The following is a 13,027-nucleotide window of genomic DNA, read 5'->3' on the forward strand; positions in this document are numbered from 1 at the left end:
AGGAGCTGCCGCAGGCTGCGATCTTTTAAGCCGAACTCAGCGCTTACGCAGAATCACACTACCAATCGAATAACCCGCCCCGAACGAACTGAGTACGGCCAGCGAACCTGCCGCCAGGTCATCCTGGTTTTTGTGAAACGCGATCACCGAGCCGGCGGAGCTGGTGTTGGCGTAGGTGTCGAGAATCACCGGTGCTTCTTCTTCGGTGGCTTCGCGGCCCAGCAGTTTCTTCACGATCAGGTGGTTCATGCTGAGGTTGGCCTGGTGCAGCCAGAAGCGTTTCACGTCAGCAATGTTCAGCGAATTCTCTTCCAGGTGCGTAGCGATCAGCTCCGCCACCATCGGGCATACATCGCGGAATACCTTGCGGCCTTCCTGCACGAACAGCTTGTCCTTGGCGCCAATGCCCTCTTCCGCCGCGCGGTTGAGGAAGCCAAAGTTATTGCGGATGTTATTGGAGAACTTGGTGAGCAGTTTGGTGCTGACCACATCGAACTGATATTCGGACGTTGCCAGATCGGCGCGCTCGATGATCACGGCAGTCGCCGCATCGCCAAATATGAAATGGCTGTCGCGGTCACGGAAGTTCAGGTGACCGGTGCAGACTTCCGGGTTGACCATCAGGATCGCCCGGGCCTGGCCCAGTTGCACGCTGTTGGCGGCGGCCTGGATACCAAAGGTCGCCGAGGAGCACGCCACGTTCATGTCAAAACCGAAACCCTGGATGCCCAGCGCTTCCTGGACTTCGATGGCGATGGCCGGATAGGCGCGCTGCAGGTTGGAACAGGCGACGATCACGCCGTCGATGTCCGCGGCGGTTTTGCCCGCGCGCTGCAAGGCTTGCTCGGCGGCACCGATGGCCATCTGGCACAACACCGACCACTCGTCATTCGAGCGTTCCGGCAGGCGTGGCGCCATGCGTTGCGGATCGAGGATGCCGTCCTTGTCCATGACAAAACGGCTTTTGATGCCAGAGGCTTTTTCGATAAACGCGGCACTGGATTCGGTCAAGGCTTCGACTTCACCGCGGGCGATCGCTTCGGCGTTGTCGGCGTTGAATTGCGCAACGTAAGCGTTGAAAGACTGCACCAGCTCTTCATTGGAAATGCTGTTGGCCGGGGTGTACAGGCCGGTGCCGCTGATGACGACGTTATGCATGGTCGTTTCTCTAATCTGTTCAGGCAGAAAGCATTGGTACCGACGTACCAACGCACAAAGGGTCTATTCCCATCCGGGGGACGCAAACCTGGCATCGCTTTATTCCGATCCGCCCGCAGCCGTGAAGGCTCAAAACCGCGGGGCCGGCGTTTATAGGCGCGAAGTTTGCCATAAACGTAGGGTTTTGGCGCCATTTGCAAAAGCAACAGCAATCCTTGGGACCACCTGTGTTGCACCTTTGTGGCACCTCTGTGGCGAGGGGATTTATCCCCGTTCGGCTGCGGAGCAGTCGCAAAACCTTCACTCTCGGTCCACCTGAAGTATGAACCCAATTCTTTTAGGGCGGCTTCGCCCCCCAACGGGGATAAATCCCCTCGCCACAAAGCTAGTGCGACGTTTCGCTAAATCCCCTCGCCACAAAGCCGGCGCCCACAGGGGTTAGGGTTCGACTTGGCTCCACTGCTTGTTCAGGCGCTTGTCCGAGATCGGCACCTTGGTCCCCAGTTGCTGGGCAAACAGGGAAACCCGGTACTCCTCCAGCCACCAGCGATACAGCTCAAGCTGTGGATCGCGCTTGCCCTCCTGGGCGTGTTTGCTGGCGCGGGCCTGGTATTGAGCCCACAGCCCCGACAACTCACCGCTCCAGACTCGATCCCGCTGCACTTGCGCGCCAATTTTCTCGAAACGTTGCTCGACTGCTTTCAGGTAACGCGGCAACTCCTTGAGCCATTGCATCGGCGTTTCGCGGACGAACCCCGGATACACCAGATGACTCAGTTGCTGCTTGATATCGTTGAGCGCCACAGCTTGCGCCAGATCAATCTTGCCCTTGAAGCGCTTCTGCAGCCCGTGCCAGAGCTTGAGAATCTCCAGCGTCAACTTCGCCAGGCGTTCGGCATGCTCGGTCCAGCCGCCACGCTTACGCTCGGCCAACGCGGCCAATCCAGCGCCGTCACGGGGTAACGGGTCTTCACCCTCAAGAATGCAGCTGTCGAGGCTGGCCAACAGAATGTCCTCCACCAGGCTGTCGATGCGCCCCATGTCGCGGTACATCAGGCCCAGCTCGGTCAGCCCCGGCAACTTGCCACGCAGGAACTTCGCCGGTTCCGCCAATTGCTGCATCAGCAACCGCTGCAACGCGCGGCGATGCTGGAACTCGGCTTCGGCCGGCGTGGAGAACCGCCCTTCCTTGACCGTTCCGTTCTCTTCCACCAGCGCGGGATAGACCGTCATCGACAGTCCGGCGATCTTCTGCTGGGTTTTCTCCGCCACCGCGGCGAAGACTTTCGCCTCCACCGGCTGCTGGCTTTTCGCGGTTTGCGGCACCGCCAGTGCGGCCTGACTGGCTTCGGCGAAACGTGCCGTCAGCTCCGCCAGATCACGCCCTTCGCCGAGGAACTTGCCCTGGCCATCGACGATTTCCAGGTTCATGCGCAAATGACTGTCGACCTGTTGCGCCGCTTCGGCCCAGGCTTCATCACTGACCCGCGCACCGGTCATGCGCAGCAGTTCACGTCCCAGCGCCTGGGGCAATGAGCCTTCCGCAAAAGTCATGCGCTGCAACGCCGCTTTGACGAAATCCGGTACCGGAACGAAGTTTTTGCGCAGGGCCTTGGGCAGGTTGCGCACCAGCGCGATGCATTTGGCCTCGATCACACCCGGCACCAGCCACTCCAGCCGTTCAGGAGGCAGCATCGGCAACAAAGGCGCCGGCACCCTCAGGGTCACCCCGTCGCGGGGATGGTTGGGTTCGAAGTGGTAACTCAGTGCCAGTTCCAGATCGCCAATGTGCAAGGTGTCCGGGTAATGCTGCGCGGTGACTTCGCTGGCTTCGCGAGCCAGTACGTCTTCCTCGCGCATGATCAGCAGCTGCGGGTCTTTCTGGCTGTTGACGCGGTACCAGCTGTCAAAAGTCGCGGTCTGGTGAATCTCCGCCGGCAGCCGCGCATCGTAGAACGCGAACAGGGTTTCTTCGTCGGCCAGAATGTCGCGACGACGGGCCTTGGCTTCCAGTTCGTCGAGCTGTTCAAGGAGTTTCTGGTTGGCGCTCAGGCATTTGGCCTTCGATTGAATCTCGCCCCGCACCAGGCCTTCGCGAATGAAAAACTCACGGGACACCACCGGGTCAATCGGCCCGTAATGCACCGGCCGGCGACCGACCACGATCAGCCCGAACAAGGTGATCTGCTCGAACGCCACGACTTGTCCGCGCTTCTTCTCCCAATGGGGTTCGAAGTGGTTTTTCTTGATCAGGTGCCCGGCCAGCGGTTCGATCCAGTCGGCGTCGATCTTGGCGACCATGCGCGCATACAGCTTGGTCGTTTCCACCAGCTCAGCGGCCATCAACCATTGCGGACGCTTCTTGCCGAGGCCCGACGAGGGGTGAATCCAGAAGCGTCGCTGACGGGCTCCGAGGTAATCACCGTCTTCGGTTTTCTGGCCAATCTGACTGAGCAAACCCGAAAGCACGGCTTTGTGCAGCTTCGGATAATCCGCCGGCTCCTTGTTGAGGCTTAGCTGCATGTCGCGGCAGATCAGGCTCAACTGGCGATGGGAGTCGCGCCACTCGCGCAGACGCAGATAGTTGAGGAAGTTCTTGCGACACCAGTTACGCAGCGGACTCGCCGTCAGCACCTGGCGCTGTTCCTCGAAACCACGCCACAGATTGACCAGCCCGGCGAAGTCCGAGTCGACGTCTTTCCATTGCGCGTGGGCCTGATCCGCGGCCTGTTGACGCTCCGGCGGACGCTCGCGCGGGTCCTGGATCGACATGGCGCTGGCAACGATCAGCACTTCCTGCAAGCTGCCGAGCTTGGCCGCTTCCAACAACATGCGGCCCATGCGCGGGTCCACCGGCAGCCTCGCCAATTGACGACCGAGCGGGGTCAGCTGGCTGTTGCGGTCCACCGCCGAGAGTTCTTGAAGCAGGTTGAAACCGTCGCTGATGGCCTTGCCATCCGGTGGTTCGATAAACGGGAAATCAGTGATCTCGCCAAGGCGCAGATGCAGCATCTGCAGGATCACGGCGGCGAGGTTGGTCCGCAGGATTTCCGGGTCGGTAAATTCCGGGCGGCCCAGGAAATCTTCTTCGCCATACAGGCGGATGCAAATGCCCGGTTCGACCCGTCCGCAACGGCCTTTACGCTGGTTGGCGCTGGCCTGGGAAATGGCTTCGATGGGCAGGCGCTGGACCTTGGCGCGGTAGCTGTAACGGCTGATGCGCGCCGTACCGCTGTCGATCACGTAACGAATGCCCGGCACGGTCAACGACGTTTCCGCGACGTTGGTCGCCAGGACCACGCGACGACCGGGGGGCGACTGGAAAATCCGCTGCTGTTCCGCCGGGGACAACCGCGCGTACAAGGGCAGGATTTCGGTGTGCTTGAGCTGCGCCTTGCGCAACATGTCAGCGGCGTCGCGAATCTCGCGCTCGCCGGGCAAAAACACCAGCACATCACCTGGGCTCTTTCGTTCGCTGCGTTCGAACGCGGCGATTTCGTCCAGCGTCGCGAGGATTGCCTGATCCACGGTCAGGTCGTCCTCGACGCGGTTGCCCTCCTCGTCCTGTTCCAGGGTCAGCGGGCGATACCAGGTCTCTACCGGGAAGGTGCGGCCGGAAACTTCGACAATCGGGGCATCATCGAAATGCTTCGAGAAACGCTCAAGATCGATGGTCGCCGACGTGATGATGACTTTCAGGTCCGGGCGACGGGGCAGCAGGGTTTTCAGGTAGCCGAGCAGGAAGTCGATGTTCAGGCTGCGTTCGTGGGCTTCGTCGACGATGATCGTGTCGTAGCGTTCGAGGTAGCGGTCGTTCTGGGTTTCCGCCAGCAGGATGCCGTCGGTCATCAGTTTGATCAGGGTGTTGGAATCGCTCTGATCCTCGAACCGCACCTGGTAGCCGACCAGCGCCCCCAACGGTGTACCGAGTTCTTCCGCGACCCGGCTCGCCACACTGCGTGCAGCGATTCGACGGGGCTGTGTGTGACCAATGAGGCCGTACTGGCCGCGACCGATTTCCAGGCAGATTTTCGGCAACTGGGTGGTCTTGCCCGAACCGGTTTCGCCGGCAATGATCAGCACCTGATGCTTGAGCAGCGCCTCTTTGATTTCGTCGCGCTTGGCGGCAATCGGCAGGCTGTCGTCATAACGCACCACCGGCAGGCTGGCACGCCGCGCCAGCACCTGATCACAGGACGCCTGCATGCGCGCCACCCACTGAGCCAGCTTGGCTTCATCAGGTTTCTTGCGCAGCTCAAGCAACTGCCGCCGCAGCCGGTGGCAGTCGGCGAGCATGGCGTGATCGAGATTTTTCAGCAGTTTGTCGATGGAGGGCGATTCGTCAGTCATCAGGTACGCAATTCAGTCGGCTAGTGGCGCAGTGGGCGGATTGTCGCAGATTTGCGTCACTTAACACGACTGTGATGCGCTTTTGTAGAGGGGGATTTATCTGTGGTGAAGGGATTTATCTGTGCTAAGAGGACTTATCTGTGGGAAGGGATTTATCTGTGGCGAGGGGATTTATCCCCGTTGGACCGCGAAGCGGTCCCAAATACTAACAGCGGGAATTTTAAGATAATCCGCATCGAATGGTTTTGCGTCTGCTTCGCAGCCGAACGGGGATAAATCCCCTCGCCACAGATAAATCCCCTTCCCACAGATAAATCCCTTCACCACAGATAAATCCCTTCCCTCAGATTAATCCTCTCAGCACAGATAAAGCCTTGCACCACAGATAAAACCTTGCACCACAGATAACCCCCAAACCACAGGATTCACTCTGGCGCGCTACTCGCTGTCGAAGCCCTTACGTCGATACGGGAACACATCGATCACCTTGCCGGCGCGAATGGCTTCCTGAAGGCTTTTCCAGTAATCGGCGTTATACAGCTCGCCATGCAACTGATCGAACAGCCTGCGCTGGCCGGAATCGGCAAACAGGAACGGAGGAAACTCTTCGGGAAACACATCCAGCGGACCGATCGAGTACCACGGCTCGGACGCCATCTCATCCTCCGGCGTGCGCGGCTGCGGAATGTGGCGAAAGTTGGCTTCCGTCAGGAAGCAGATTTCGTCGTAGTCATAAAACACCACCCGGCCGTGACGCGTAACGCCGAAGTTCTTCAGCAGCATGTCGCCGGGAAAAATATTCGCCGCCGCCAGTTGCTTGATCGCCAGGCCGTAATCCTCCAGCGCCTCACGGACCTGATCGTCGTTGGCGTTTTCCAGGTAAAGGTTGAGCGGCGTCATCCGCCGTTCGGTCCAGCAGTGGCGAATCAGCACCGTGTCGTCTTCCACCGACACCGTGGACGCGGCCACTTCCAGCAATTCTTCCAGGCACGCCGGATCGAACTTGCTCAACGGAAAGCGGAAATCGGCGAATTCCTGGGTATCGGCCATGCGCCCGACCCGATCGACACTTTTCACCAATCGATACTTCTCGATCACCGTCGCACGGTCGACGTTTTTCGACGGCGAGAAACGGTCCTTGATGATTTTGAATACGGTATTGAAACCCGGCAGGGTGAACACGCTCATCACCATGCCGCGCACGCCGGGGGCCATGATGAATTGATCGTCGGTGCTCGCCAGGTGGTTGATCAGCGCTCGATAGAACTCGGACTTGCCGTGTTTGTAGAAACCGATCGAGGTGTACAGCTCGGCGATGTGCTTGCCCGGCAGGATGCGCTTGAGGAACCCGATAAACTCCGCTGGCACCGGTACATCCACCATGAAATACGACCGGGTGAACGAGAAGATGATCGACACATCGGCTTCGTCGGTGATCAGCGCGTCGATCTGGATGCCGCGACCTTCGCGGTGCAGCAATGGAATCACCAACGGCCATTGCTCGTCCTGGGTGTAGATCCGTCCTACCAGGTAGGCGCCTTTGTTGCGATAAAGCACCGAGGAAAACAATTCGACGCTCAGGTCCGGGTCCTTGCACACCCAGTCCGGCAGGTTCTCACGCAATTGCGCTTCGAGGCGGCGCATGTCGCTGGCCAGGTCGGCGTAATCCTCGCTGAAACGGTAGTCGGCAAAGATGCTCTCCAGCATGCCGGAGAGCTGCCCTTGAGGTTTGTAGGTGCGGGTTTGTGCTGCCCGGGCCCTACGCAGGCTTGGCCGGGTGGTGTGGATGAACATGCAGCCGTCACTGATCAGGTCATGGCTGAACAGCCCGCAGAAGATCGAGTTGTACCAGGTCTCGGACAGTTCATCGTCGAAGCGCAGGTCGATCAGCTTGATGTAGGCACTCTTGACCAGAGGCCAGCAGCTGACGTCCAGCGTGTCGCTGTCGAAGGCGATACGCAGGCGTTCTACGGTTTCGCTGACTTTTTCTTCGTACAGATTGATCCGCGCGGCCGAGGCCGATTGCGTCTCCTGCCACTGGGCCTGCTCGAATCGAGCCCGGGCGCCGTCGGTGATCTGGCGGAAATGCTCGCGGTAATCGTCAAAGCCCTCGAGGATCATTCGGGCGATGTCGGCGGCTGGCCATTGCTGCGCCATGGTGAGACCTCTGCGGGAATTCGGAGCCCTGAGCTTAGCCAGTTAACCGGGTGCAGGAGAAGCGCAATTTTGCGGTGATACGGTTTAAGGCCGCTTCGTCTTGCGACGCGGGTCAGAGGCGGGTCTGGCGATCAGTGATCGGCTCACACCCCCCGCTTTAATTAAATGCCCGTTTTTCGGTTGCGACAGACCACTCACTCAGCAACACTCCCGTCCCCATCAAGGAAGGAATGCCCCGTGAACCCCGTCGATATTTTCCGTTTGCTGTCGCTGGCCGCCATCTGGGGCGCGAGCTTTCTGTTCATGCGCATCATCGCCCCGGTGATTGGCACGGTTCCGACCGCATTTTTCCGTGTATCGATCGCGGCCGTCGGCCTGCTGGTGATCCTGGGACTGATGCGTATCAGCTGGGATTTCAAAGGCAAACTCAAGACCGTGATGTTGCTCGGGGTGATCAATTCCGGGATTCCGGCGACGCTGTACTCCGTGGCGGCGCAAGTGCTGCCTGCCGGGTACTCGGCGATTTTCAATGCCACGACACCCTTGATGGGGGTGTTGATTGGCGGGCTGTTCTTCAGTGAAAAACTCACCGGCGCCAAGCTGGGTGGCGTATTCCTGGGCCTGTTTGGCGTCGGCATTCTGACCCGTGCCGGTCCGGTGGCGTTTGACCTGCAACTGCTGATGGGCGCCCTCGCCTGCCTGCTGGCTACCACCTGCTATGGCTTCGCCGGGTTCCTCGCCCGTCGCTGGCTGGATCAGGCCGGCGGCCTCGACAGCCGTCTTTCGGCGCTGGGCAGCATGCTGGGGGCGACGTTGTTCCTGCTGCCGTTGTTCGGCTACAGCGTGATCAGCGAGCCGCCGGCGAGCTGGGGTGGCTGGAATGTCTGGTTGTCGTTGCTGGGGCTAGGCTTGGGATGCACGGCGTTCGCGTACATTGTTTACTTCCGCCTGCTCACGTCCATCGGTCCGGTGAAATCGATGACCGTGACCTTCATGATTCCGCCGTTCGGGGTGTTGTGGGGGGCGATGTTGCTGGATGAGCCGTTGTCGATGGCGCACATTTATGGCGGGGTGTTGATTGCGGTGGCGTTGTGGCTGGTGTTGAAGCCGGCGGTGGTGAAGCCTGTTGAGGTGGCGACCAAGTAAAGATGTAGTGCTGCTGATGACGCCATCGTCGGAACGCCGCCCGGGGCAAGCCCGGCTCCCACAGTGATTGGTGGTGCACACAAATCTTGTGCTCGACCTCAAACCTTGTGGGAGCCGGGCTTGCCCCGGGCGGCGTTCCGACGATGGCGTCAGTACAGGCACTACAAAGCCGACTGACTCACCTCCCCATCCACCAACCGCCGAATCCCTAGCGGGTTGGCATTCTGCAACGCCTCGGGCAGCAAGGCGTCCGGGTAATTCTGGAAGCACACCGGCCGCAAGAATCGGTCAATGGCCAGCGAGCCGACCGACGTCCCGCGCGAATCGGACGTTGCCGGGTACGGCCCGCCGTGCACCATGGCTTCGCACACCTCGACCCCGGTCGGATAGCCGTTGAGCAGGATCCGCCCCACCTTTTCCTGCAGCGATTCGGCCAGCCAACGGTATTCCAGCAACTCGTCAGACTCGCCGATCAGCGTCGCCGTCAGCTGCCCGCGCAAGCCCTGCAAGGCCGCGGCCATCTGCGCCTGATCCTCTACTTCAATAACGATGGTGGTGGGTCCGAACACTTCTTCCTGAAGCAACTCTTCGCCCCTGAGCAGCAGGCCGACATCCGCCTGGAACACTTGCGGTTGCGCCTGATTTCCCTGCTGCGGTTTGCCTGCAAGATGCTTCACACCCGGATGCTCGTGCAATTCGGCAAGGCCTCGGCTGTAGCTGCCCAACGCGCCGACATTGAGCATGGTTTGTGCCGGCTGCTGGTTCATGCTCGCGCAAAACGTTTCCAGAAACAGACTGAACTGCGGCGAACGCAGGCCGATGACCAGGCCAGGATTGGTGCAGAACTGACCGCAGCCCAAGGTCACCGAACCGGCGAGCTGCGCCGCAATCTGTTCGCCACGCACCTTGAGTGCTTCAGGTAGCAGGAACACCGGGTTGATGCTCGACATCTCGGCAAACACCGGGATCGGCTGTGGTCGGGTCGCCGCCATATGGCTCAATGCATTACCGCCCTTGAGCGAGCCGGTGAAGCCCACCGCCTGGATCGCCGGATGCTTGACCAGCCACTCACCGACGCCACCGCCAAAGATCATGTTGAATACGCCCGCAGGCATCTCGGTACGTTCGGCCGCGCGGATGATTGCATCCGCCACCCATTCGGCGGTTGCCATGTGCCCGCTGTGCGCCTTGAACACCACCGGGCAGCCGGCGGCGAGCGCCGAAGCGGTATCGCCACCGGCCGTTGAAAAGGCCAGCGGAAAGTTACTGGCACCGAACACGGCCACCGGACCTAACGCGATGCGGTACTGGCGCAGACCCGGACGCGGCAATGGCTGGCGCTCGGGCAATGCCTGGTCGATGCGCGCGCCATAGAAATCGCCGCGTCGCAGGACCTTGGCGAACAGGCGCATCTGGCCACTGGTACGTCCGCGCTCACCCTGAATGCGCCCCGCCGGCAATGCCGTTTCACGGCAAACAGTCGCGACGAAGTCATCACCCAACGCATCGATTTCATCGGCGATCGCCTCCAGGAACAACGCACGCTTTTCAGCGCTGACGTTGCGATAGATCGGATAGGCAGCGGCTGCAGCCTTGGCGGCGGCGTCCACTTCCGCTTCGCTGGCTTGATAGAAGGTACCGGGCAGCGGCTCGCCAGTGGTTGCATCGAGGCTTTGCAGCTGTACCGTCCCGTTGGCGCTGCGACGGCCAGCGATGTAGTTGTGTCCGAGTAACGTGGTCATTTGGCATTTCCTTGATCGATGGCAGACCCTGTAGGAGCGAGCCTGCTCGCGAAAAAGGTACGTCCAACACAGCTTCTGTGCCTGAACGACCTTCGCGAGCAAGCTCGCTCCTACAAGGATCAGAGTGTGCGCACCTGGCCGATGCCCAACGGTTGGGAGCTCTCGCCAATGCCGTTCTCCAGGGGCGCACCGAACGCGTCGAGGCTGATCTGGAACCGGTCACCCGGCTGGGTTTTGACCCCGTCGGCGAATGACAGCGTGGCGGTGCCGAAGTAATGCACGTGGACATCCCCCGGACGCAGAAACTGGGCGTATTTGAAGTGATGGAATTCAAGGTTGGCGAGGCTGTGGCACATGTTGTCTTCGCCGCTGAGAAACTCCTTTTCCCAGATCACTTCACCGTTGCGTTTGATGCGGCTGGTGCCGGCCAGATGCCGGGGCAACTCACCAACACGCAGTTCCGGGCCGTAGGCGCAAAAGCGCAGCTTCGAGTGCGCGAGGTACAGGTAATTGCGTCGCTCCATCACATGGTCGGAGAACTCGTTACCCAAGGCATAACCGACACGGTACGGCAGGCCATCGTCGCCGATGACATAGAGGCCGGTCAGTTCCGGCTCCTCGCCGGCGTCTTCGGCGAACGGCGGCACCGGGAAGTCCGCACCGGGTCGCACGACGATGCTGCCGTCGCCCTTGTAGAACCATTCCGGTTGCGCCCCGACCTGGCCGGCTTCAGGCTTCCCACCTTCCAGACCCCATTTGAAAATGCGCATGGTGTCGGTCATGCCGGCTTCAACCGAACCTTCTTGCTGGTGCATCTTGTCCCGCGCCGATGCACTGCCCAGATGGGTCAGGCCGGTGCCACTGATCAGGCAATGGGCCGGGTCTTCGTGATCCAGCGGCGGCAGGACGTTGCCCTGCTGCAGCAGTTGCGCGTAATCCGGGCCCGGCACGGTGCCACGGGTTGCGGCTTCTTCTTGCAGGCTGCGATTGGCGCGGATCGCCGCGAGTGCCAGTTCACGGGTGCTGCGCGTGTTCAGCAGCACCTGGACCTGTGCCCCATCGACGAGGCCGACCTGGCGTTCGCCGGCTGAGTTTTCAAATTGAATCAGGCGCATGTCGGCCCTCCGGAAAGTCAGGGATTGGGGTCATTCGATGATGTTGAAGTCGCTCAAGTATTCATCGGAAATTTCCAGGCCCAGGCCCGGCGTGTTGTCGTCGAGCTGGATGTAACCGTTGACCGGCTGCGGCTCGCCTTTGAACACGTAGTAGAAAAGTTCGTTGCCGACTTCGACGTCGAATACCGGGAAGAACTCGGCCATCGGCGACGCGGTGGTGGACATGGTCAGGTGGTAGTTGTGCATCTGCCCGGCGTGAGGAATCACCGGCACCGACCAGGCTTCAGCCATGGCGTTGATCTTGCGCGCAGCGGTGATGCCGCCGACGCGGTTGGTGTCGTACTGGATCACGTCGATGGCGCGGCGTTCCAGCAGATCCTTGAAGCCGTAGGAGGTGAATTCATGCTCACCGCCCGAGATCGGCATGATCCCCATTTTTTTCAGTTCGATGTAGCCTTCGATGTCATCGGCGATCACCGGTTCTTCGAGCCAGCGCGGCTCAAACTCGGCCAGCTTTGGCAACATGCGACGGGCGTATTCCAGGGTCCAGCCCATGTAGCATTCGAGCATGATATCGACGTCAGGACCGGCCAGTTCACGCAGCGCGCGGACTTGCTCGATGTTCTTGCGCATGCCCGCCGGGCCGTCTTTCGGGCCGTAGCCGAAACGCATTTTCAGCGCGGTGAAACCCTGGTTCAGATAGCCCTGGGCTTCTTCGAGGAACAGGTCAAGGTTGTCGTTGGCGTAGAGCTTGGAAGCGTAGGTCCAGATCTTTTCTTTGGTGCGTCCACCGAGCAGCTTGAACACCGGCTTGTTCACGGCTTTGCCCATGATGTCCCAGATGGCAATGTCGATCGCCGAGATGGCTGCCATGCCGATGCCTTTGCGGCCCCAGGCGTGGCTCTGGCGGTACATTTTCTGCCAGATGTATTCGTTGTCGAACGGATCCTCGCCAATGGCGATCGGGGCCAGGTAAGTGTCGATGATTTCCTTGGCGACACGCGGGGCCAGGGCGCAGTTACCGATGCCGACAAGACCGGTATCGGTCTCGACTTCCACCACCAGCCAACCATGAAAACGGAACGAGCCCATGGCATCGCCACGCTCGAACAGGATGTCGCTGGCATTGGTGCAGAAGTGCGCTTGAGGGGGAACGACTTTGCCTTTCCACTCGAAAACGCGGGTACGGATCGCTTTGATTTTCATGAATACAGTTTCCTTGCGCTGCCGGATTCTTGTCATTGTTGGGTCGTGTGCGCAAAGCCGCTTGGATCGCAGGCTCCAGGCATTCGATGGACCGACTGTAGCCAGCGCCAGGGGGTGGCGGATAATCACTTATGCGTATCCGACGATAACCTG

Annotated in this window: 7 protein-coding genes; 1 reads left to right on the top strand and 6 read right to left on the bottom strand. The window is 60.3% G+C overall.

The features are described 5' to 3' along the window. Nucleotides 1–36: 36 nt before the first annotated feature. From GBC55_RS04120 to aceK, 3 genes are all read right to left on the bottom strand, one after another. Nucleotides 37–1,158, bottom strand: a complete 1,122-nt coding sequence (locus GBC55_RS04120) for a beta-ketoacyl-ACP synthase III (RefSeq protein WP_162436894.1) — start codon at nucleotides 1,156–1,158, stop codon at nucleotides 37–39. A 438-nt stretch (nucleotides 1,159–1,596) separates the two neighbouring features. Further along, nucleotides 1,597–5,508, bottom strand: a complete 3,912-nt coding sequence (hrpA, locus tag GBC55_RS04125) for an ATP-dependent RNA helicase HrpA (protein WP_162436895.1) — start codon at nucleotides 5,506–5,508, stop codon at nucleotides 1,597–1,599. A gap of 438 nt (nucleotides 5,509–5,946) precedes the next feature. Further along, nucleotides 5,947–7,665, bottom strand: coding sequence for a bifunctional isocitrate dehydrogenase kinase/phosphatase (gene aceK, locus GBC55_RS04130; RefSeq protein WP_162436896.1), 1,719 nt, complete (start codon nucleotides 7,663–7,665; stop codon nucleotides 5,947–5,949). Between the two features lie 237 nt (nucleotides 7,666–7,902). Here aceK and GBC55_RS04135 point away from each other — a divergent pair, with 237 nt between their 5' ends. Next, nucleotides 7,903–8,811, top strand: a complete 909-nt coding sequence (locus GBC55_RS04135; RefSeq protein WP_162436897.1) for a DMT family transporter — start codon at nucleotides 7,903–7,905, stop codon at nucleotides 8,809–8,811. 161 nt (nucleotides 8,812–8,972) lie between these two features. On the opposite strand, the gene GBC55_RS04140 is transcribed toward GBC55_RS04135, so the two are convergent. From GBC55_RS04140 to GBC55_RS04150, 3 genes are all read right to left on the bottom strand, one after another. Next, nucleotides 8,973–10,553, bottom strand: a complete 1,581-nt coding sequence (locus GBC55_RS04140; RefSeq protein WP_162436898.1) for an aldehyde dehydrogenase (NADP(+)) — start codon at nucleotides 10,551–10,553, stop codon at nucleotides 8,973–8,975. Between the two features lie 119 nt (nucleotides 10,554–10,672). Continuing rightward, nucleotides 10,673–11,668 carry an AraD1 family protein gene (gene araD1, locus GBC55_RS04145; RefSeq protein WP_162436899.1) on the bottom strand — a complete coding sequence of 332 codons (996 nt, stop codon included), beginning with the start codon at nucleotides 11,666–11,668 and terminating at the stop codon, nucleotides 10,673–10,675. A gap of 30 nt (nucleotides 11,669–11,698) precedes the next feature. Further along, nucleotides 11,699–12,874, bottom strand: a complete 1,176-nt coding sequence (locus GBC55_RS04150) for an L-rhamnonate dehydratase (protein WP_122476260.1) — start codon at nucleotides 12,872–12,874, stop codon at nucleotides 11,699–11,701. Nucleotides 12,875–13,027 lie beyond the last annotated feature (153 nt).

Origin of the sequence: Pseudomonas sp. TNT3 (genome assembly GCF_010095445.2) — a bacterium.
Classification (GTDB): Bacteria; Pseudomonadota; Gammaproteobacteria; order Pseudomonadales; family Pseudomonadaceae; genus Aquipseudomonas.